Raw genomic sequence first — 21,038 nt, forward strand, 5'->3', positions numbered from 1 at the left:
GAGAATGCTGCTTCTTTTGCTGGAGAGCGATGGCTGTCTGAATCTGTCCCCCGCCAGCGATGACATTTCGTCACCACTGCGAGATCCACAGCCCCGGAAGCGTCCCGCATCCGGTCGGTGACGGCTCAAGGCAGGTTTCCTGGCTCGCGCTTCATCGGCTTCCTCGCCTTCCCGGGGCATTGCACCCAGTGGCATAGGAGGAGCCTCGGCGCTCACAGTTGCGGGAGCAGCCACGGCTGCGGCCTGATCATGCAGGGCCGTTCCGTGTTCCCTTTTCCCCGGCATGCGAGTGCCTGCCGGAGCACCTCAAGCGAACAAAATTCGCTTACCAACTGGCTCCGGCAGCGTCAATTGCGGCCTGTGGGACGGCTGTTCCACCCATAACGGTGCAGGTGGCGGGTATTGTCAGTACAGGTTTCGGAAATTGTTGCGAAATCGGCTCTATTTGTCAGTTTTACGGCTCATTTGTCGCAAACTCGTCATTTCAACGGTCGAAAAACCTGCAAAACTTACCATTGGCCCCGGTCGTTTTTTGACATCGCTGGCGCGATGGGAAATGCTGAACACAAACTGATAACGGCAAGAAATGGGAGTGCGTCGATGACGTTTTTCAAGAGCAATGGCGAGAAAGTGCCAGCCCGCGTCGCCGAAATGGCGAACGAAGCGCGCGTCGGAAAAATGGACAGACGTGAGTTCCTGGCGCTGGCAAGCGCACTCGGCGCATCGACAGCCGCCGCCTACGGCATGCTCGGCCTTGCGGCACCCACCCATGCGCTCGCTCAGGAGCCCAAAATGGGCGGCACGCTGCGTGTGGCCATGTTCATCAAGGATCCGAAAGACCCGCGCACGGCCGACTGGTCCGAGATCGCGAACGCCATGCGCCAGACGCTTGAGCCGCTGGTGAAATACACGCGCGACTTCACCTTTGAGGGCCGGCTTCTGGAGAGCTGGGAGGTCAACGAAGACGCCACCGAGTACATTCTCCACGTGCGTCCGGGCGTGACCTGGAACAATGGCGACGCCTTTACCGCAGACGATGTGATCTACAACTTCAACCGCTGGTGCGATCAGACGGTGGAGGGCAACTCCATGCCCGCCCGCATGGCCGCACTCATCGATCCGGAGACCAAGAAGGCGCGCGAAGGCGCGATCGAGAAGGTCGACGACATGACGGTGAAGCTCAACCTGTCAGCCCCTGACATTTCCATCATTCCCGGCATGGCCGACTATCCGGGCCTGATCGTGCATCCGAGCTTTGATGAGACGGGCCGTGATTTCATCGCCAATCCCATCGGCACCGGTCCCTTCGAACTCGTTTCATACGAAGTGGGCAACCGCGTCGAACTGAAGAAGCGCGAAGACGGCAAGTGGTGGGGCGGCGAGGCCTATCTCGATGGCATCGAGTTCATCGATTACGGCACCGATCCATCGGCCATGGTAAGCGCCTTCGAATCCGGCGAGATCCACACCAATTACGAGACCACCGCCGATTTCGTGGACATTCTCGACGCCATTGGCCTGGTCAAGTCCGAGGTCACCACGGCAACCACGATTGTGGCCCGCACCAATGTCAACAACAAGCCGTATGACGATGAGCGGGTGCGCCGCGCGCTGCAGATGGCCGTGGACAACGCCACAGTTCTGGCGCTTGGCTACGACAATGCCGGCGAGGTGGCCGAGAACCACCATGTTTGCCCGATCCATCCCGAATATGCGGAGCTGCCCAAGATCGAGCGCAATGTGGACGCGGCCAAGGCGCTGATGGAAGAGGCCGGCCAGATGGAGCATGAGCACGAGCTGATCTCGGTCGACGAGGACTGGCACAAGAACACCGGCGACGCCATTGCCGCGCAGCTTCGCGAGGCGGGTTTCAAGGTCAAACGCACCGTTCTGCCGGGCTCGACCTTCTGGAACGACTGGACGAAATACCCGCTGTCCATGACCAACTGGAACATGCGCCCGCTCGGCATTCAGGTGGTCGCGCTCGCTTATCGCACAGGCGAGGCGTGGAACGAGTCCGCCTATTCCAATCCCGAACTCGACAAGCTGATCGAACAGGCGCTGGCCATTCCGGACCCCGACAGCCGCCGCGAGGTGATGAAGCAGATCGAAGAGATCCTTCAGGGCTCCGGCATCATCATCCAGCCCTATTGGCGCAAGCTCTACAATCACTCCGTGGAGACCGTGATGAACCACGGCATGCACCAGACCTTCGAGATCGACCTGGAAAAGGTCTGGCTCGACGAGGGCTGAGACCCGGAACAAGGGGGCCGCACGGGCCCCCATTGCGCAGGCAACCAACAACAACCTCCGTAAACGGGGGAAGGGGAAACCGTGCTTGGATTTATTCTGAGACGTATGGGCGTCATGGCATTGACGATGCTGTGCCTGACCCTTGTCGTGTTCTTTCTGGTCAATCTGGAGCCCAATCTCAAGAAGCTAGCGATCAGCCAGCTCGACATGCGCTCCTCGGCTGAAGAGCTTGAAAGCTGGCTTGAGAAGAACGGCTACCGGCAGAATTTCTTTGTGCGCTATGGCCAATGGCTCGGCGTCGTCCAGAAACAGCCCAACATCGACCCCGAAACGGGCGTCGCCACGCCACGGTTTTCCTATTGCGACGAACCCGCCGAACCCTATTACGGCGGCATTCTGCAGGGTGATTTCGGCTGCTCCACCAAGTTCAAGGTGCCGGTGGCCGAAAAACTCTTTCCGGCACTGGGCGCCACCGGCATCCTCATGTTCTGGGTGATGGTGGTGATGGTGCCCGTCGCGCTCCTGATCGGCGTTCTGGCCGGAATGCGGGAGGGCAGCCGCACTGACCGCACCCTTTCGGTCGCCTCCATCGCCACCACGGCGACGCCCGAATATGTGTCGGGCGTGATCTTCGCCGTCATCTTCGCTTCCTGGCTCGGCTGGCTCAACGGCTCCGCCGCCACCGCCACGCGGCAGGGCATTTCGTTTTACAATTTCACCCTGCCTGTCATGACCATGGCGATCTACGGCATCGGCTATATCGCGCGCATGACGCGGGCCTCGATGGTCGAGGTGATGACGCAGCAATACATCCGTACGGCGCGCCTCAAGGGGCTCGGCTTCCGCACCGTCGTGCTCAAACACGCGCTGCGCAATGCGCTGATCGCACCGTTCACGGTCATCATGCTCCAGTTCCCCTGGCTTTTGACCGGCGTGGTCATCGTCGAGGTGATGTTCCGGTACCAGGGGTTTGGCTTCACGCTGGTGGAGGCGGCGAGCAACAACGACATCGACCTGTTGCTCGGCTGCTCTCTGGTCTCGGTTTTCGTGGTTTTGTCGACGCAGCTCATTTCCGATGTCGGCTATGCCTATCTCAATCCGCGCATCCGCGTGCAGTAGGGAGGACGCGCGATGCAAGTGGATTATCTTGGAACTTTCGGCATCATTCTTGGCGTTCTGGCGCGCTTCTGGCCGGTCTGGGTGGCGCTGGCGATCATTCTGGTTTTAAGCCTGCGCTTTCGCAGCCGGCTCGGCCTCTACGGCCAGCTTTTCGACACCGGCGTTGGCATTACCGGCGTCATGATCTGCTGCTTCTGGCTGTTCACCGCAATCTTCGCCGGCACGGTCGCCCCCTTCGACCCGCTGGCGCAGTTCCCGATCATGAAGAACGTGCTGCCCGGCGCCATCGAGCCGGAGACGGGGCAGGCTTTCCTCTTCGGTGGCGACAGGCTCGCGCGTGACGTCTTTTCGCGCATGGTCTATGGCAGCCAGATCGTGCTGATCATCGCCCCGGCGGCCACGCTGTTTGCGCTGATGGTCGGCACCACGCTTGGTCTGCCCGCCGGCTATTATGGCGGGCGCATCGACAGTCTCCTGTCGTTCCTCGCCAATCTGGTTCTGGCCTTTCCGGTGATCCTGCTCTTCTATCTGCTGGTCACGCCGGGCATTCGCGAAACGCCGATCCCGCAATGGATGGCGGGCACCTTCTTCATTTTCCCGATCATCTTTTTCGTGACGCTTTTCTGGACGCGCTATCGCAGCCGTCCGCAATTGCTGGCCATCCAGCTTGCACTGACGCTTCTGATCGGCGGCTGGATCTATGTTGGCCTCGTCTTCGACGCCGATCCGCTCGGCATCATTTCGATCAGCTCGAACCAGCTCAACATTTTCGTTGCGGTGGTGTTTGCTTCATCGCCCGGCGTTTTCCGCATCGTGCGCGGCCTCGTCATGGACATCAAGACGCGGGACTATGTGGCCGCCGCCCAGACGCGGGGTGAAACGCCCTGGTACATCATGCTCTGGGAAGTGCTGCCCAATGCGCGCGGGCCGCTCATTGTCGATGTGTGCCTGCGCATCGGCTACACAACCATTCTGCTCGGCACGCTTGGCTATTTCGGCCTCGGTCTTGCGCCCGAAAGTCCCGACTGGGGCACCGGCATCAAGGAATCGAGCCGCCTTCTGCGCGCCTATGTGCATCCTGCGCTTCCGCCCGTTTTCGCCCTCATGTCCTTCGTTCTGGGGCTGAACCTGCTCGCCGATGCGCTGCGTGAGCAATCGCTGAAGGATTGAGTGGATGAACACTGAAAGCGACGCCATGAACGAAGCCATCAGCACGACGCGCAGCGTGAATGCTGACGAACCGATCCTCGAGATCGAGAACCTGTCCATCTCCTTCTTCACGCGGGCCGGTGAGATACCGGCGGTGATGGATTTTTCCTGCAGGGTCATGCCGGGCGAGGCCATGGGCATTGTCGGCGAATCCGGCTGCGGCAAGTCCACCGTGGCGCTCGGCATCATGCGCGATCTCTCCAATGTGGGGCAGATCGTCGGCGGCCGCATCCGCTTCAAGGGGCGGGACATGGCCGGGATGAGCGAGGAGGAGTTGCGCCAGATCCGCGGCAACGAGATCGCCATGATCTATCAGGAGCCGATGGCGAGCCTGAACCCGGCCATGAAGATCGGCAAACAGCTCATGGAAGTGCCAATCATCCATGACCGTGTGTCGAAGGATGAAGCCTGGAACCGCGCGCTGGAGATGGTGGAGGCCGTTCGCCTGCCGGACCCGGAGCGCATCATGCGCTCGTTCCCGCACCAGCTTTCAGGCGGCCAGCAACAGCGCATCGTCATCGCCATGGCGCTTCTGTCAAAGCCGGCACTGCTTCTTCTGGATGAGCCGACCACCGCGCTCGATGTCACGGTCGAGGCGGGCATCGTGGAACTGGTGAAGGGGCTCGGCAAGAAATACGGCACGTCGATGATCTTCGTGTCGCACAATCTGTGCCTGATCCTGGAAACCTGCGACCGCGTCACCGTCATGTATTCCGGCGAGGCGGTGGAAACGGGCCGCGTCGAGGATGTCTTCGACCGCATGAGGCACCCCTATACACAGGGCCTGTTCCGCTCGATCCCGTTGCCCGGCGCAGACAAGAACGCCCGGCCGCTGATCGCCATCCCCGGCCAGTTGCCGCTGCCGCATGAGCGTCCTGATGGCTGTAATTTCGGCCCACGCTGCCAGCACTTCAAGGCGGGCCTGTGCGATGCCGGCGATATTCCCATGCGCGCGATCGAGGGGCACGAGCAGCACCGTTCGCGCTGCGTGCGTTTCGACGATATCGACTGGAAGGCACTGCCGGAGGGGGCGCTTGTGGAGCAGGAGCCCGTCGCGCCCGGTGCTCCCATGCTGCGGATCGAGAATCTCAAAAAGTACTATCACGTTGCCGCAAACAGCATTTTCGGCGGTGGCGACACCAAGACGGTGAAGGCCAACGAGCAGATCAGCTTCGAGGCGCGCGAGTCCGAGACGGTGGCCATCGTTGGCGAATCCGGCTGCGGAAAGTCGACGCTCGCCAAGGTGCTTCTGGGGCTTGAAACGGCGACCGATGGCAGGGTGATGCTCGGCAATGAACCGATCCAGGCGACGCCGGTCGAAGACCGCTCCACCGGCACGGTCGCCAGCATCCAGATGGTGTTCCAGAACCCGTTCGACACGCTCAATCCGAGCCATTCCGTCGGCTCGCAGATCATCCGCACGCTGGAAAAATTCAACATCGGGAAGACGCTGGCCGACCGAAAGCAGCGCATGCTGGAGCTGCTCGACCTGGTCAAGCTGCCGCGCGCCTTCGCCGAGCGCATGCCACGCCAGCTTTCGGGCGGTCAGAAGCAGCGCATAGGCGTCGCCCGGGCCTTTGCCGGAAATGCAAAGGTTGTTGTGGCAGACGAGCCGGTCTCCGCGCTCGATGTTTCGGTGCAGGCGGCGGTGACCGAGCTGCTGATGGATATTCAGCGCAAGAACAAGACGACCATGCTGTTCATCAGCCACGATCTCTCGGTCGTGCGCTATCTCGCCGACCGGGTGGTGGTCATGTATCTCGGCCACATTGTCGAGCAGGGCACGACCGACCAGATATTCGCGCCGCCCTACCACCCCTATACGGAGGCGCTTCTTTCCGCGATCCCCATTGCCGATACCTCGGTGCGCAAGAAGCACATCGTTCTGGAAGGGGACATACCCTCAGCCATGAACCCGCCCTCGGGCTGCCCGTTCCAGACGCGCTGCCGCTACAAGGATCAGGTTCCGGGCGGAAAGTGTGAGCGCGAGGTGCCGCCGCTGAAGGATCTGGGCAATGGCCATTTCAGCCTGTGCTGGCTGGATGATGCAACGCTTGCGGGCATGGAGCCGGTCATCAGCTTCGACGCGCCATCGGATTGATCGGCCCGGCCGGCCGGAGGGCGGGCCCCGCGCCCTCTCTGCGCCTGTCGTGAACATCATCGTTTTGTTCAATGACTTCTGGATATGCGGCTGATTTTCCATCACTTTGCGCCGACTAACCGGATTGCAACAGGAGATTCGCATGCCCTCGGGGTTCTTCCGCTTCCTTCTCATGGCGTTCGCCGCTCTTGGCCTGGCGGCCGCGCTGTCGGTTCCGGCGCGCGCGCAGCAGAATGTTCAGGCAGTGGTCACGACCGATCTCAACATGCGCGAAGGCCCCGGCACACGCTATCGCGTGGTTCTGACCATTCCGAATGGCGCGCGCGTGGTGACGCTGCGCTGCACCGACCGTTATGAATGGTGCGAAGTGGGTTATGCGGGGCGCACGGGCTGGGTTTCCGCGCGTTATCTGCGCGACACAAGGCCGGCTTACAGGGATCGCCCGATCTCCGATATCGGATCGACGCTCGGGCTCAAACTGTTTGATTTCGTCATGCGCGAGCTGGATGATCGCCGCCGTGACGACACCGCTTTCGACAATGACGACCGTTTCGACGGTGATCGCCGCCCGACCCCGCGCAATGTGTGCTTTTACGACCGTCCGAACTTTCAGGGCCGCCGTCTCTGCGCCGGCATTGGCGACGATGCGCGCGTGATGGATCGCAACTGGGATGGCCGCGTGGCCTCGATCCGCGTTGGCGAGCGCACCTCCGTCGAGATCTGCTCAAGGATCGACTATGCCGGTCGCTGCGATCTCCTCACCCGTGATGTGCCTTCTCTGCGCCGGGGCGACACGGTTTCGTCCTTCCGGGTTTATCGCCGCCGGCCGGGCGACGAGGGCAGCTATGACCGGGTCCGTCGCGCCTGTTTTTACGAGCGTGTCGATTTCCGGGGCGCGAGCATCTGTTTCGATGCCGGTGATGGCACGGCGCGCCTGCCGCGCGAATGGAACAACCGCATCTCCTCGGTGACGCTTGAGGGCGGTGCCGAGGCGCGTGTCTGCGAGCGGCGCAATTTCGGCGGCTGGTGTGAAACCATCCGTCGCGACACCCGCCGACTGCGCGACATTTACAACGACGACATCAGTTCCATCGAGGTCTTCTGATCGCCCATTGCAGGGCCGTCCGCATCGCAAACGCCGCCCTTGCCGGGCGGCGTTTTTTGTTTGATATCCGCGGCTTGTAAATATGAATTGTAAATTCATGTTTTAATTCAAGAGGATGCGGCGGGGTCGAAAATTTGACCGATTGATAAAAAAAAGAAACTGCGCTAGCCTTTCCCCAATAATAAAAGGGGAATACGGAATGGCTGATGGTCTCTACGCGGACGGCATCGCCGCCGGCCGCCTTTCCGGTGAGGAATACGAAAAGAACTTCGCCGACCTGCATCCACCGCTCGACCGCCATGAGGCGGCCGTCGAGGCGGACAGGTGCTACTTCTGCTTCGATGCGCCGTGCACCACGGCGTGTCCGACATCGATCGACATACCCATGTTCATCCGGCAGATCGCGACGGACAATCCGTTGGGTTCGGCCAGAACGATCTTCGACCAGAACATTCTGGGCGGCATGTGCGCCCGCGTCTGTCCCACGGAGACCCTCTGTGAAGAGGCCTGCGTGCGTGAGGAGGCGGAGGGCAAGCCGGTCCAGATCGGCAGGCTCCAGCGCTATGCCACGGACGCGGCCATGGAGGCTGACGCGCAGTTCTATGAACGCGCTGCTCCAACCGGCAAGAGCGTTGCCATTGTCGGGGCAGGGCCCGCAGGCCTTGCCTGTGCGCACCGTCTGGCCATGCATGGTCATGACGTGACGATCCTTGAGGCGCGGCCCAAGCCCGGCGGGCTCAACGAGTTCGGTATTGCCGCCTACAAGACGCCGAATGGTTTCGCCCAGGCCGAGGTGGATTACCTGATGGCCATTGGCGGCATCCGGCTTGAGGAAGGAAAGGCGCTGGGGCGTGATTTTTCGCTTGGCGACCTCACGCGTGATCACGACGCCGTCTTTCTTGGCATGGGGCTTGCCGGCGTCAATGCGCTCGGTGCGGAAGGCGAAGCGGCTGACGGCGTCGAGAGCGCGGTCGACTACATTGCCCATCTGCGTCAGGCGAAGGATCTCGCCAGCCTGCCGGTCGGTCGGCGTGTCGTCGTCATCGGCGGCGGCATGACTGCCATCGACGCAGCCGTTCAGGCGCGGCTTCTGGGCGCGGAGGAGGTCACGATCTGCTACCGGCGCGGCCAGGAACACATGAACGCTTCGGTGTTCGAGCAGGATCTGGCGGCGTCCAAAGGCGTCACCATAAGGCACTGGCTCCAGCCAGCGCGCATCATCGCCGACAATGGCCGGGTGAGCGGCATCGAGCTTGAATACACGGCGCTGAAGGACGGCAGGCTTTCAGGCACCGGCGAAACGCTGACGCTGCGCGCCGATCAGGTCTTCAAGGCCATTGGTCAGTCCTTCGAGGCAGGCGTTCTCAACGGCAGCACCGCGTCGGTTGAGCTTGAAGGGCGTCGCATCAAGACCGATGCGGAAGGGCGCACCTCCATGCCGAACGTCTGGGCCGGTGGCGATTGCATCGCCGGCGGCGACGATCTCACCGTATCGGCGGTCGCGCAGGGGCGCGACGCAGCCGAGAGCATTCATCGCGCATTGGCCGGCTGAGGAGCGGAAAACCCATGGCAGACATTCGCAGCAATTTCGTCGGCATCAAGTCTCCCAATCCCTTCTGGCTTGCTTCCGCACCACCCACAGACAAGGCCTACAATGTCGAGCGCGCCTTCAAGGCGGGCTGGGGCGGCGTCGTCTGGAAGACACTGGGCGAGGAGGGGCCTCCGGTCGTCAATGTCAACGGACCCCGCTACGGCGCGATCTGGGGCGCGGACCGCCGGCTTCTCGGCCTCAACAACATCGAGCTCATCACCGACCGCGACCTTTATCTGAACCTGCGCGAAATCAAGCAGGTGAAGAAGAACTGGCCGGACCGGGCGCTCATCGTTTCGCTCATGGTGCCGTGTGAGGAGCAGGCGTGGAAAGCCATCCTTCCGCTGGTGGAAGAGACGGAAGCTGATGGCATCGAGCTCAATTTCGGCTGTCCGCACGGCATGAGCGAGCGCGGCATGGGCGCAGCCGTTGGCCAGGTGCCCGAATATGTCGAGATGGTGGTGCGCTGGTGCAAGCAGAACACGCGCATGCCCGTCATCACCAAGCTCACGCCCAACATCACCGATGTGCGCCAGCCCGCCCGCGCGGCCCATGCCGGCGGCACGGATGCGGTGTCGCTCATCAACACGATCAATTCCATCACCTCGGTCAATCTCGACAATTTCGCGCCCGAACCCACGATTGACGGCAAGGGCTCCCATGGCGGCTATTGCGGCCCGGCGGTGAAGCCCATCGCGCTCAACATGGTGGCCGAGATCGCCCGCGATCCGCAGACCGCTGGCCTGCCCATCTCCGGCATTGGCGGCATCACCACATGGCGCGATGCCGCCGAGTTCCTGGCGCTGGGGTCCGGTACGGTTCAGGTCTGCACCGCCGCCATGACCTACGGTTTCAAGATCGTCGAGGAGATGATCGAGGGGCTCGAAAACTGGATGGACGCCAAGGGGCACGCCACGCTTGATGACGTGATCGGCCGCGCGGCGCCCAATGTCACCGACTGGCAGTATCTGAACCTCAACTATGTCACCAAGGCGCGCATTGATCAGGACCAGTGCATCAAATGCGGTCGCTGCCACATCGCCTGCGAGGACACGTCTCATCAGGCAATCACGGCCATGGTCGACGGCAAGCGTCATTTCGAGGTGATCGAAGAGGAGTGCGTCGGCTGCAATCTGTGCGTCAATGTCTGTCCGGTGGAGGGCTGCATCGACATGGTGCCGTTGGCCGCCGGGGCGCTCGACAAGCGCACGGGCGAGAAGGTCGAGCCGGTCTATGCCAACTGGACGACGCATCCGAACAACCCTTCCAAAGTGGCTGCGGAATAGGTTTGACGGCGGCGGTTATCCGCCGCCGTTTTTCTTTGAGCGTCTGTCAGGAAGTGGCAGAAGCAAATTCTGCCCCTATTGCGGATAATAATTATCCAGGATATGTTTTATCCGCAATAGGGAGATCGACATGAAACTGAGTGAAGGCGTTGAGGCGGCGATCCATTGCGCCACGCTTCTTGCGCAGCTGGAAGAGGGGCGCACCATGCCGGCCAGCGCGCTTGCCGAATATCACGGCCTCTCGCCAAGTTATCTGCTCAAACATTTGAAAACGCTGACGGCCGCCCGCATTCTGGAATCGGTTTCCGGGCCCCATGGCGGCTATCGTCTGGCGCGGTCGGCGGATGCGATCACCCTGCTGGACGTGGTGCTTGCCATCGAGGGGCCGCAGCCGGCCTTTCGCTGTGCGGAGATCCGCCAGCGCGGGCCGGGCGCACTGGAACCCGAGGTCTATGCCGCGCCCTGCAACATCAACGCCGCCATGCTGCGCGCCGAGCAGGCCTATCGCGCCGAGCTGCGCAAGACGCGGCTTAGCGATGTGATCTCCGACTATCTGGGGGAGGCCGATCCGCGCGCGCTCGCCTTCAGCTGCGCCTTCGTTGCGCGAAACCAGCGTCCGCAGGGCTGACGCCATCTTCTGAAATGGAAAGGAATGATCATGCAAGAACGCCTGAACTACGTGAAGACCGAGCCGAAACTGCTTGGCGCGATCTTCAATCTCAAGAAGGCGGTGAACGAAAGCGGCCTCGATCAAGGGCTGATCCATCTGGTGAACCTGCGCGCCTCGCAGATCAATGGCTGCTCCTATTGTGTCGACATGCACACCCGCGAAGCGCGGCGCGATGGTGAGAGCGAGCAGCGTGTGCATCTCGTATCGGCATGGCGTGAATCCCCGCTCTATACCGGGCGTGAGCGCGCAGCCCTTGCCTGGACCGAGCGTCTGACGCACATCTCCGACGGCCCGGTCGAGGATGCGCTCTACAATGAGATGCTGGAGCATTTCTCCGAGCAGGAGCTGGTGCAGCTTACCGTGCTGGTCGGTCTCATCAATGTGTGGAACCGCATCGCGATCCCGTTCCGCTCGGTCCATCCGGTGATCGCGGATGATGCGTCTGCTGCCGCCTGAACCCCTTTAAGCCAGACAGCGCTATTCTGCCGAACAGCCCGGAAACCGGCTTGGATTTCCGGGCCATTCCTTTAGGCTGAAAGGCATTCTTCGGGGGATGCATTGACCGACACGGTAGAGACAAAGGCCGCGCGGCGCGAGGCGTATCGCACCAGCGCGACGGGGGTGCAAAAGCGGCTTGGCCATTTGGCCATGCTGGCCTTTGCAACACTGGTCGCCGGCTCCTTCTCTCTGGGGTCGATGGCCGCGCAGCATATCGGCCCGGTGGCGCTCAATGCCGCCCGTTTCCTGATCGGCATTGTCTTCATGGGGCTGGTGGTGCGCTTTGTGCTGCGCCAGCCGCTTCCCTTCCCGAAAGCCCCTTGGCGCTTTCTGGTTCTGGGCGGCCTGATGGCGTTCTATTTCGTCACCATGTTCGTGGCGCTCGGCATGACCAGCCCGGTCTCGACCGGCGCGGTCTTCACGCTGATGCCGCTGCTCAGCGCCTTTTTCGGTTATCTCTTCCTGCGGCAGGTGCCGCGCGGGCTCGTTATCCCGAGTCTCGTTCTGGCCGGTCTCGGCTCGGTCTGGGTCATTTTCGACGGCAATTTCGAAGCCATGCGCCGCTTCGACATGGGCGAGGGGGAGCTGATCTTCTTTGTCGGGGTCATCGGGCATGCGGCCTATGCCTCGCTCGTCCGGCTCTACAATCGCGGCGAGCCGGTCTTCGCCTTCACCTTCTGGACGCTGCTGGCCACAGGCGTGCTGATTGCGCTTTACGGCGTGGGCGAGATCGCCGCGACCGACTGGTTCGCCCTGCCGTCGATCACCTGGCTGGCGATCTTCTATCTGGCGATCTTCACCACGGCCGGCACGTTCTTCCTGCTCCAGTTTGCCGCCCTGCGGCTGCCCGCCTCCAAGGTGCTCGCCTATAACTACCTCACACCGACGCTGATCATCGTGTTCGAAGGTCTGCTCGGCCATGGCTGGGCGAGCCTTTCGGTGATGGTTGGCGCCGTGGTGACCATTCTCGGCCTGGTCATTCTGGCGCTGTCGCCCGAAGGCTGAGTTCAGTCGCCGAAGCGCCGTCCAAACCCTTTTGGATCAACCAGCGCCGGCAGGCCGGTTTCATCGAGCCACGCTTCGCTCGGTGCGCTCAGTCTGCGATAGATGTCGCGCACCAGCCTGCGTGCCGTCTCGCCCGGCCAGTCCTGCGGCAGGAGCGCGGTCGGCAGGCCGGGATCGCGCAGCACGATGCGTCGCCAGTCATGAATGAGCAGGGTTCGCGCCGCCATCGCGTCGATGGGCGCGGGCATATGCGTGCCGGCAAGCTGATCGGCCAGCGGCGTGTAATCGGCGATCAGCTCCGCATAGGCGGCGGCGATCTCGTCTGAAGGCCAGAGGCTGCGCAGCATTTCGGGATGTTCGGCGCTTGAACCGTGGATCACCAGCATGTCCGCGAGCACGGCGTCACCGTTCGGCATTCTGGTGCGCGGCAGCAGGTGAACGCCTTCCGCGATCTTCAGGAAGCCGCGCTCCTTCAGCGCCTCGTCATGTTCGCCATTGCCGTTGGGCGGCGCGATCGCCACCGTCCACGAGCCATCCCAGTCGGGCGCGCCGGCTGCATAGATGCGCCGTGTCGCCAGGTCGAAGGCGTGCTGGCCATGCCGGTCCAGCGAGAAGAATGAGTTGCGGCCCCGCCGTTCGCGCACCACCCAGCCATCGCCGGCAAGCCGCGACATGGCGGTGCGCAGCGCGCCGGCCTCGATTCCCAGCCGCGCCATCACGGTTTGAAGTGCGGCCAGCGGCGCTTCGCCGCCACGCGGCACGATGGCGTCGCCGAACAGGGTGATCACCAGTGACCAGACCCTGAGGCGGCCACGCCCGTGCAGGCGGTCGATCAGATCGGAAAGGGCGGTTTCTGCAGTTTCGGTCGGCGCATCCATGCCATCCACATGCCACGGGACGGGGAGGCGGGCAAGATTGTCAGTCGAGCCCCTTCACGCCACTCACCAGAAGATGCGTGGCAAGCTTCGCATAGTCCTGCCGGGAGATGCCGCGATCCTCGCGGAACCACATGTAAAACCAGTTGAGCATGCCGAACAGGCTCATCGTCACCGGTTTCAGCAGAGGCCGGTTGTCGAAGACCTCCGGGTTCACCTGCCGCACCGCTTCGGCAAACAGCGCAACCAGCCGGCGCTCCAGTGCTTTCAGCTCTTCCTGCTGTGCGTCGGGCAGAAGCTGAAGGCCGGAAAGCTGTACACGGTGCTCATTGTCCGCATCGCGATAGGCGTCGAGCAGCGCCGTCACCAGCCCTTCCAGCCGCTCCTGCGGGGCTGCATGCGGCTGATCAGCCTCTTCCACGGCTTCCACCAGTTCCTGCAAATGCGTTTCGATGATGTCGAAAAGCAGCGCTTCCTTGGAGGTGTAGTAGTGATAGAGCAGCGCCTTCGAAACGCCGAGTTCCGTTGCAAGCTGGTTCATCGAGGCGCGGTCATAGCCGTCACGCGCGAAGATGCGCGCTGCGCCATGCAGCATGGCGTCGCGCTTGTCGTCATAATCCTTGGCTCGGGTGCGGGCCATCAATGCATATCCCGGGGGCGTTTGTGCGTTTGTGCGTCTGTGTCGCCCCTCGCGCCGTTCACGGGCGGGAAGGGGCGAGTCACTGTTGAAATGAGCGTCGGTACTCTCACTGTTTGTCGCGCTTGTCGATGATGCGCACGGCCTTGCCCTGGCTGCGGGCCACGCCGCCGGGGTCGGTCGCGTTGACGCGCACCGTCACGCCGACCACATCCTTGATGCGTTCGCCGAGCTGGCGGCAGGCCGCAAGCCGCACTTCTTCGCCCGCTTCCAGTGCTTCCATCTCCACATGGATGGTCATCGCATCCATGCGGCCTTCCTGCGTCAGCTCGATCTGGAAATGCGGCGCGAGCCCGTTGACGGTAAGAATCTGCTCCTCGATCTGGGTGGGAAAAACATTGACCCCGCGCAGGATGATCATGTCGTCCGAGCGCCCGGTGATCTTTTCCATGCGGCGCATGGAGCGCGCCGTGCCCGGCAGAAGCCGCGTCAGGTCGCGCGTGCGGTAGCGCACGATGGGGAAGGCTTCCTTGGTGAGCGAGGTGAAAACCAGCTCGCCCTTTTCGCCGTCCGGCAGCACTTCGCCGGTCTCCGGGTCGATGATCTCGGGATAGAAATGGTCTTCCCAGATATGCAGCCCGTCCTTGGTCTCCACGCACTCATTGGCAACACCCGGTCCCATCACTTCCGACAGGCCGTAAATGTCGACCGCATGCATGTCGAATGCGTCTTCGATCTCGGCGCGCATGGCGTTGGTCCATGGCTCCGCACCGAAAATACCCACCTTGAGCGGGCTCTTGCGCGGGTCGAGGCCGCGCGCGCGGTATTCATCGAGGATCGACAGCATGTAGGAGGGCGTGACCATGATCGTGTCGGCCCGAAAATCCTCGATCAGCGTCACTTGGCGCGTGGTCATGCCGCCTGATGCCGGCACCACCGTCGCGCCCAGCCGCTCCGCGCCGTAATGCGCACCCAGACCGCCGGTGAAGAGCCCATAGCCATAGGCCACGTGAACGATGTCGCCCGCCCGCGTGCCGGATGCGCGGATTGAGCGCGCCATCACCTCGGCCCAGGTGTCGATGTCCTTTGCGGTGTAGCCCACAACGGTCGGCTTGCCGGTCGTGCCGGATGAAGCGTGAATGCGCGCCACCTTCTCGCGCGGCACGGCGAACATGCCGAACGGATAATTGTCGCGCAGGTCCGTCTTCACCGTGAAGGGGAATTTCGACAGATCGGAAAGCTGCTGCAGATCGTCGGGATGAACACCGGCGGCGTCGAAGCTCTTCTTGTAATGCGGTACGTTTTCATAGGCGTGCCTGAGCGACCATTTGAGGCGCACAAGCTGCAGGGCCTGGATTTCATCGCGCGAGGCGATTTCGATCGGGTCCAGGTCTTCCTTTTTGGGGGTCAGGTCTTTCATCATTATCTCCCGAAGATGAGGATGCCGTCAGGCGTCTTCCTCGAAATGCTTGCCGCCAATGACGCGGGAATTGCCGCGAAACTCCGCGATGACTTTGCCGTTCTGGTTCTCCACGCGAACATCATAGATGCCCGAGCGCCCGAACCGCGCCACCTCGCGCGCCACCGCTGTAAGCCGGTCGCCGAGCGCGCCGGGCGCAACGAAGGTGATGGAATTGTGCTGCGCGACAACGATCTGGTTGTAGGAGTTGCACGCAAAGGCGAAGGCGGAATCCGCCAGTGTGAAGATGTAGCCGCCGTGGCAGATGTCGTGCCCGTTCGTGTGGTGCGTTTCCACCGTCATCGACAGGGTGGCGCTGCCCGGCGCCACCGCATCAAGGCTGCATCCCAGCCATTGCGAGGCGTCGTCGCGCGCCCACATGGCTGCTGCGCTGCGCTCTGCGATCTCCTGTGGAGACAGTTGCATTTGTGACATCTAGGCTCCTCCCAACGGCGTCGGTGAAAGCAGACTTGCATAAACCGACCGGTCGGTCAATAATACTGTTGAGAGGAGGCGGTGGGGCCGCTTCCGGGAGGAGAGCATGACAAAAACGGCAGACAACGCTGCAACCAATGGCGAGAAACTGGCGGAGGACTTTGAATTGACGGTGCTGCCCGCGGGCTTCGTGGACGATCCGTTTCCGGTCTATCACGCACTTCTGGAGCACGCGCCCCTGAAGCGTTTCGCCGACGGCTCGGTCATGCTGTCGCGCTATGAGGATCTCGACCGCGTCTATCGCGACACGAAAACCTTTTCCTCCGACAAGAAGGCCGAGTTCCTGCCGAAGTTCGGCGACACGCCGCTTTACGAGCATCACACGACGAGCCTCGTCTTCAACGATCCGCCGCTCCACACACGGGTGCGCAAGATCATGATGGGCGCGCTCACGCCGCGCGCGCTGGCAGCGCTTGAGCCGGGTCTGATCACGCTGGTCGATGGCCTGCTCGACCGTATGGAAGAGAAGGTCGAGGTCGATCTCATCGAGGATTTCGCCGCCGCGATCCCCATCGAGGTGATCGGCAATCTGTTCGATATTCCCCACGAGGCGCGCGAGCCGCTGCGCGACTGGTCGCTTGCCATTCTTGGTGCGCTCGAACCGGTTCTCACCGACGAGCAGCTCAAATGGGGCAACACCTCCGTCACCGATTTCAAGGCGTTCCTGAAGGAGATTGCCGATGATCGCCGGCGCAATCCCGGTGATCCGGCGACCGACGTCCTGACCCGTCTCATCAATGGCAATGAGGGCGAAGAACTCTCCGAGGTGGAGCTTCTGCAGAATTGCATCTTCATCCTCAATGCCGGTCACGAGACCACCACGAACCTCATCGGCAACGCCCTTTATGAGCTGTTGCACTGGCCTGAAGAGAAGGCGCGGCTTGAAGCCGACCCGGACCTGATCGCAACGGCGGTCGATGAGTTCCTGCGTTTCCAGAGCCCCAACCAGCTCGGCAACCGCATGGCGGTGGAGCCGGTGGAGTTCCATGGCGAAACCGTGGAGCCGGGCACGCCGATCCATCTGTGCATTGGTGCTGCCAACCGCGATCCGCGCCAGTTTGCCGATCCGGACCGGCTTGATGTGGGGCGCAGGCCCAACAAGCATCTGGCCTTTGCCGGTGGGCCTCATCTGTGCGCGGGCTTCTCGCTTGCGCGCATGGAAGGGCGCATCGGCATTTCGCATTTTCTCAAACGTTTCCCCGACTACCGGATGACGGGCGAGCCGGAACGCACCGGACGTGTGCGCTTTCGCGGCTTCTCCCGGCTGCCGGCGCGGGTGCGCTGATCAATAAAGGAGTTTTCCATGAGCGTGATGCGGCTTGAAAGCTATGCGGCAGGGGCGTGGGTTGCGCCCTCGGGCGATCTCAAACCCCTGCGGAGTGCGGTCACCGGCGATGTGGTTGCCGAACTCGGTTCGCAGAAGCTGGATTTCGCCGGCATGGCCAATCATGCCCGCCAGGTGGGCGGGCCGGCGCTGCGCGCGATGACGTTCCACGACCGCGCCTTCGCCATCAAGGCGCTGGCGCAGTATCTGAACGACCGCCGCGAAGCGCTCTACGAGCTTTCCTACGAGACCGGTGCGACCAGGCCTGACTCGATGATCGACATTGATGGCGGCATCGGCACGCTGTTCGTCTATTCGTCCAAGGCCCGACGTGAGCTGCCCGATGACAAGGTCTATGTGGATGGCGCGCTCGAGCAGCTTTCCCGCTCCGGAAACTTCGTTGGCCAGCACGTGGCAACCCCGCTTCAGGGCGTGGCCGTCCACATCAACGCCTTCAACTTCCCCGTCTGGGGCATGCTGGAAAAGCTTGCGCCGACGCTGATCGCTGGCGTTCCGGCCATCGTCAAACCGGCCTCTGCCACCGCGTGGCTCGCTGAAGCCTGCTTCCGCATGATCGTGGAATCCGGCCTGTTCCCGGAAGGCGCGGTTCAGTTCATTGCGGGTTCCACCGGAGACCTGCTTGACCGCCTGACCGGTCAGGACGTGGTGTCCTTCACGGGCTCCGCCTCCACCGCATCCATGCTGCGCGCCAACCCGAAGATCATCGGCAATTCCGTGCGCTTCGTGGCCGAGCAGGATTCGCTCAACGCCTCGGTGCTTGGGCCGGATGCAGCCCCCGGAACGCCTGAATTCGACGCCTTCATCAAGGAAGTGCACCGCGAGATGACGGCCAAGGCCGGCCAGAAATGCACTGCTGTGCGCCGTATTTTCGTGCCCGACGCACACCGCGATGCGGTCACCGACGCGCTCATCGCCCGGCTTGAGAAGACCGTGGTCGGCAATCCGCGCAGCGAAGGCGTGCGGATGGGCGCGCTCGCAAGCCTCGCCCAGCGCGACGACGTTCTTGAGAAGGCCGGCATTCTCGCCACCGAGGCCCGCCGTGTCTTCGGGGATCCGGATGCGTTTTCGGTCACCGATGCCGATGCCGGAGCGGGCGCATTCGTGCCGCCCATGCTGTTCTCCTGCGACGATCCCGATGGCGCTCAGAAGCTGCATTCGGTCGAGGCGTTCGGCCCCGTGTCCACCATCATGCCGTACCGGGATCTCGGCCATGCGCTAAAGCTTGCCAATCGCGGCGAGGGCTCGCTTGTCGCCTCAGTCTTCACGCATGATCCGGCGGTGGCCCGGCAGGCGGTTCTGGAAGCGGGCGCTTTCCATGGCCGGCTCTATTTCGCCAACCGCGACACCGGCAAGGAGGCAACCGGCCACGGTTCGCCGCTGCCGCACATGGTGCATGGCGGTCCGGGCCGCGCCGGCGGCGGCGAGGAGCTGGGCGGTGTCCGTGGGGTGATGCACTACATGCAGCGCACCGCGATCCAGGCGAGCCCCGATCTGATCGCCGGCATCACCAACCGTTATGTGGCTGGCGCTTCGACCGAAGAGAAAGAGCCGCATCCCTTCCGCCTGACCTTTGGCGAACTGGAGCCCGGCCGCACACTCTGGGCCGGTCCGCGCGAGGTGACGCTGGCGGACATCGAGCATTTCGCCGAGTTCACCGGTGATACGTTCTACGCGCATATGGACGAGGAGGCGGCTGCCGCCAATCCGTTCTTCCCCGGCCGCGTCGCCCATGGCTATCTCATTCTGTCCTTCGCGGCAGGCATGTTCGTTGAGGCTGCACCCGGCCCGGTGCTTGCCAATTACGGCCTCGACAATCTGCGCTTCATGAAGCCGGTCTCCCCCGGCGACACGCTGAAAGTGCGCCTCACGGTCAAGCAGAAGACCCGCCGCAAGGATGAATATGGCGAAGTGCGCTGGGATGTCGGCGTCTACAATCAGGAAGGCGAGCAGGTTGCGGCCTACGAACTCCTGACCATGAACGCCATGTAGTGTGTGGAGATTTGGGGCGTCCTTTGCCATGTCCTCCCGCTTTCTGGAGAACTGGCGCAGCGCCCCTCATCCCCCTGCCGGGACCTTCTCCCCGCCTGCGGGGAGAAGGCAGCGTTGCACCGCTGCGTTTCTCACGAATACCACCGGCTGAACATTGGACCCGCCACGTCAAGGTCTCCCTCTCCCCGCTGGCGGGGAGAGGGTAAGGGTGAGGGGCGAGCGCCGACGGACGCCCGGGAACATCGCCCCCCGCTAAACGCTCCTGGCCTTGAAGGCCAGCCCGTCCACCAGTTCCGAAGCCTTGAGCAGCGCCGCACCCGTTGCGACAACCATCTGCGGCAGAAGCATCCATTCCAGCGTCCATGCCGCGCCGGAGCGTTCGTTTTCATGCACCAGCGCCTGATGCACGCCACCCACCAGCGTGGCGTTGAAGCGCGCGAGCGTCACCAGCGCTTCGGCGGCGACCGGGTTCTTCTTGTGCGGCATGGCGGAAGATCCGCCGCCCGCCGCCAGTTCGATCTCGCCAATTTCGCTTTGTGCCGCAAGCACGATGTCCTGCCCCATCTTGCCGAGGCTTCCGCTGATCAGCGAGAGAACGGAGGCAAAAGCGGCGATCCCGTCGCGCTCGCTGTGGCGGGCATGGTCGGGCTGCGCAAGGCCAAGCCGTGCCGCCAGCCGCCCGGCAACGGCCTCGCCCTTGTGGCCGAGCTTGTCGAGCGTGCCGGCTGCGCCACCGAAATGCAGCACCGCGATGTCGCCCTGAACCGTCTCCAGCCGTCGCACATCGCGGATGAGCGGTTCGCGCCATGACCGGATTTTCCGGCTGGCGGAAACGGGAATGGCGGCCTGCATGCGCGTATGCGCCATCACTTTGGTCTGTCCGTCCCGCGTCTCCAGCGCCGCCAGCGCGTCGATCAGCCCGGCAAGCCGCCGCGCAAGAATCGCCATCGCATCGCGCGCCCGCAGCGCAAATCCCGTATCGATCACGTCCTGGCTGGTCGCGCCGAAATGGAGATGCGCCCTGACGTCTTCGGGAAGGGCTGCGCGTAATTCCCTGACCAGCGCCGGCACAACCACCCCGTCCTGCGCCACGCCGGCCTTCAGACCGGCCACATCCGGGCTGAAGCGCGCAAGCGTCGCGGTGATCGCCTCCGCCGCCGGGCGCGGAATGACGCCCTCATCGGCTTCGGCTTCGGCAAGCGCGGCCTCGAATTTCAGCATCGCGTCGAGTTCCGCCCGCGCGGAAAAGAGATGCGCGAGCTCCTCATCGCCAAGCAGGCCTGAAAGGATGGGATGATCGAACACGGAGATGGTCATGCGGCAAATGTCCCGGTTGGCGTTCTGAGTAGCTCAATAACACATCTGCCGCCGGGCGATTGGCCCGGCGGCAGGTTGATGCGG

General features: G+C 62.8%; 17 protein-coding genes and 1 riboswitch. Of the genes, 12 read left to right on the forward strand and 5 right to left on the reverse strand.

The window, feature by feature from the left end:
- Positions 1-112: 112 nt before the first annotated feature.
- A riboswitch (cobalamin riboswitch) is annotated at positions 113-324 on the reverse strand.
- A gap of 276 nt (positions 325-600) precedes the next feature.
- The 10 genes from NDI72_RS03415 to NDI72_RS03460 all read left to right on the forward strand — a co-directional run bounded on the left by NDI72_RS03415 (position 601) and on the right by NDI72_RS03460 (position 12,837).
- On the forward strand, positions 601-2,253 hold the full coding sequence (locus NDI72_RS03415) for an ABC transporter substrate-binding protein (RefSeq protein ID WP_113155707.1): 1,653 nt from the start codon (positions 601-603) through the stop codon (positions 2,251-2,253).
- Between the two features lie 81 nt (positions 2,254-2,334).
- Entirely contained in the window at positions 2,335-3,372 is a 1,038-nt protein-coding gene (locus NDI72_RS03420; RefSeq protein ID WP_206543936.1) for an ABC transporter permease, read from the forward strand.
- A gap of 12 nt (positions 3,373-3,384) precedes the next feature.
- Positions 3,385-4,542 (forward strand): ABC transporter permease, encoded by a 1,158-nt coding sequence (locus tag NDI72_RS03425; RefSeq protein WP_113155705.1) that lies wholly within the window; start codon positions 3,385-3,387, stop codon positions 4,540-4,542.
- Positions 4,543-4,567: 25 nt separating this feature from the next.
- The gene (locus tag NDI72_RS03430; RefSeq protein WP_283799720.1) at positions 4,568-6,682 is read left to right on the forward strand and encodes a dipeptide ABC transporter ATP-binding protein; all 2,115 of its coding nucleotides are present in this window, start codon (positions 4,568-4,570) and stop codon (positions 6,680-6,682) included.
- A gap of 142 nt (positions 6,683-6,824) precedes the next feature.
- Positions 6,825-7,787, forward strand: coding sequence for a peptidase inhibitor family I36 protein (locus NDI72_RS03435; RefSeq protein ID WP_206548170.1), 963 nt, complete (start codon positions 6,825-6,827; stop codon positions 7,785-7,787).
- Positions 7,788-7,986: 199 nt separating this feature from the next.
- Complete coding sequence (locus NDI72_RS03440; RefSeq protein WP_283799607.1) at positions 7,987-9,339, forward strand: NAD(P)-dependent oxidoreductase; 1,353 nt, start codon at positions 7,987-7,989, stop codon at positions 9,337-9,339.
- A gap of 14 nt (positions 9,340-9,353) precedes the next feature.
- Positions 9,354-10,664: an NAD-dependent dihydropyrimidine dehydrogenase subunit PreA gene (gene preA / locus NDI72_RS03445; protein ID WP_206543934.1), complete on the forward strand. Its 1,311-nt coding sequence runs from the start codon at positions 9,354-9,356 to the stop codon at positions 10,662-10,664.
- 130 nt (positions 10,665-10,794) lie between these two features.
- Positions 10,795-11,292 (forward strand): RrF2 family transcriptional regulator, encoded by a 498-nt coding sequence (locus NDI72_RS03450; RefSeq protein ID WP_113155701.1) that lies wholly within the window; start codon positions 10,795-10,797, stop codon positions 11,290-11,292.
- A 30-nt stretch (positions 11,293-11,322) separates the two neighbouring features.
- Positions 11,323-11,790 carry a carboxymuconolactone decarboxylase family protein gene (locus tag NDI72_RS03455; protein ID WP_206543933.1) on the forward strand — a complete coding sequence of 156 codons (468 nt, stop codon included), beginning with the start codon at positions 11,323-11,325 and terminating at the stop codon, positions 11,788-11,790.
- A 102-nt stretch (positions 11,791-11,892) separates the two neighbouring features.
- Positions 11,893-12,837 carry a DMT family transporter gene (locus NDI72_RS03460; RefSeq protein ID WP_236042182.1) on the forward strand — a complete coding sequence of 315 codons (945 nt, stop codon included), beginning with the start codon at positions 11,893-11,895 and terminating at the stop codon, positions 12,835-12,837.
- A gap of 2 nt (positions 12,838-12,839) precedes the next feature.
- Here the strand turns inward: NDI72_RS03460 and NDI72_RS03465 are convergent, their stop codons facing one another.
- The 4 genes from NDI72_RS03465 to paaI all read right to left on the reverse strand — a co-directional run bounded on the left by NDI72_RS03465 (position 12,840) and on the right by paaI (position 16,234).
- Entirely contained in the window at positions 12,840-13,715 is an 876-nt protein-coding gene (locus NDI72_RS03465; protein WP_283799610.1) for a PaaX family transcriptional regulator, read from the reverse strand.
- A gap of 40 nt (positions 13,716-13,755) precedes the next feature.
- Positions 13,756-14,352 carry a TetR/AcrR family transcriptional regulator gene (locus NDI72_RS03470; protein ID WP_283799611.1) on the reverse strand — a complete coding sequence of 199 codons (597 nt, stop codon included), beginning with the start codon at positions 14,350-14,352 and terminating at the stop codon, positions 13,756-13,758.
- A gap of 106 nt (positions 14,353-14,458) precedes the next feature.
- On the reverse strand, positions 14,459-15,769 hold the full coding sequence (gene paaK / locus NDI72_RS03475) for a phenylacetate--CoA ligase PaaK (RefSeq protein ID WP_283799612.1): 1,311 nt from the start codon (positions 15,767-15,769) through the stop codon (positions 14,459-14,461).
- 27 nt (positions 15,770-15,796) lie between these two features.
- Positions 15,797-16,234 carry a hydroxyphenylacetyl-CoA thioesterase PaaI gene (paaI, locus tag NDI72_RS03480; RefSeq protein ID WP_113155696.1) on the reverse strand — a complete coding sequence of 146 codons (438 nt, stop codon included), beginning with the start codon at positions 16,232-16,234 and terminating at the stop codon, positions 15,797-15,799.
- A 115-nt stretch (positions 16,235-16,349) separates the two neighbouring features.
- Between paaI and NDI72_RS03485 the strand changes: the two genes are divergently transcribed.
- Both NDI72_RS03485 and paaZ read left to right on the forward strand, forming a co-directional pair.
- Entirely contained in the window at positions 16,350-17,588 is a 1,239-nt protein-coding gene (locus NDI72_RS03485; RefSeq protein WP_283799614.1) for a cytochrome P450, read from the forward strand.
- A gap of 18 nt (positions 17,589-17,606) precedes the next feature.
- Positions 17,607-19,637, forward strand: coding sequence for a phenylacetic acid degradation bifunctional protein PaaZ (gene paaZ / locus NDI72_RS03490; RefSeq protein ID WP_283799615.1), 2,031 nt, complete (start codon positions 17,607-17,609; stop codon positions 19,635-19,637).
- Positions 19,638-19,889: 252 nt separating this feature from the next.
- Here paaZ and NDI72_RS03495 read toward each other — a convergent pair whose 3' ends face one another.
- Positions 19,890-20,954, reverse strand: a complete 1,065-nt coding sequence (locus NDI72_RS03495) for a 3-carboxy-cis,cis-muconate cycloisomerase (RefSeq protein ID WP_283799616.1) — start codon at positions 20,952-20,954, stop codon at positions 19,890-19,892.
- Positions 20,955-21,038 lie beyond the last annotated feature (84 nt).

It is taken from the genome of Nitratireductor sp. GZWM139, assembly GCF_030068685.1.
GTDB classification, from domain to species: Bacteria; Pseudomonadota; Alphaproteobacteria; order Rhizobiales; family Rhizobiaceae; genus Nitratireductor; species Nitratireductor aquimarinus.

What these genes read in the sequence shown, in the direction of transcription:
- NDI72_RS03415 (WP_113155707.1), top strand. Translation starts at nt 601, where the DNA reads ATGACGTTTTTCAAGAGCAATGGCGAGAAAGTGCCAGCCCGCGTCGCC.
- NDI72_RS03425 (WP_113155705.1), top strand. Translation starts at nt 3,385, where the DNA reads ATGCAAGTGGATTATCTTGGAACTTTCGGCATCATTCTTGGCGTTCTG.
- NDI72_RS03430 (WP_283799720.1), top strand. Translation starts at nt 4,568, where the DNA reads ATGAACGAAGCCATCAGCACGACGCGCAGCGTGAATGCTGACGAACCG.
- NDI72_RS03435 (WP_206548170.1), top strand. Translation starts at nt 6,825, where the DNA reads ATGCCCTCGGGGTTCTTCCGCTTCCTTCTCATGGCGTTCGCCGCTCTT.
- NDI72_RS03440 (WP_283799607.1), top strand. Translation starts at nt 7,987, where the DNA reads ATGGCTGATGGTCTCTACGCGGACGGCATCGCCGCCGGCCGCCTTTCC.
- preA (WP_206543934.1), top strand. Translation starts at nt 9,354, where the DNA reads ATGGCAGACATTCGCAGCAATTTCGTCGGCATCAAGTCTCCCAATCCC.
- NDI72_RS03450 (WP_113155701.1), top strand. Translation starts at nt 10,795, where the DNA reads ATGAAACTGAGTGAAGGCGTTGAGGCGGCGATCCATTGCGCCACGCTT.
- NDI72_RS03455 (WP_206543933.1), top strand. Translation starts at nt 11,323, where the DNA reads ATGCAAGAACGCCTGAACTACGTGAAGACCGAGCCGAAACTGCTTGGC.
- NDI72_RS03465 (WP_283799610.1), bottom strand. Translation starts at nt 13,715, where the DNA reads ATGGATGCGCCGACCGAAACTGCAGAAACCGCCCTTTCCGATCTGATC.
- NDI72_RS03470 (WP_283799611.1), bottom strand. Translation starts at nt 14,352, where the DNA reads ATGGCCCGCACCCGAGCCAAGGATTATGACGACAAGCGCGACGCCATG.
- paaK (WP_283799612.1), bottom strand. Translation starts at nt 15,769, where the DNA reads ATGAAAGACCTGACCCCCAAAAAGGAAGACCTGGACCCGATCGAAATC.
- paaI (WP_113155696.1), bottom strand. Translation starts at nt 16,234, where the DNA reads ATGCAACTGTCTCCACAGGAGATCGCAGAGCGCAGCGCAGCAGCCATG.
- NDI72_RS03485 (WP_283799614.1), top strand. Translation starts at nt 16,350, where the DNA reads ATGACAAAAACGGCAGACAACGCTGCAACCAATGGCGAGAAACTGGCG.
- paaZ (WP_283799615.1), top strand. Translation starts at nt 17,607, where the DNA reads ATGAGCGTGATGCGGCTTGAAAGCTATGCGGCAGGGGCGTGGGTTGCG.
- NDI72_RS03495 (WP_283799616.1), bottom strand. Translation starts at nt 20,954, where the DNA reads ATGACCATCTCCGTGTTCGATCATCCCATCCTTTCAGGCCTGCTTGGC.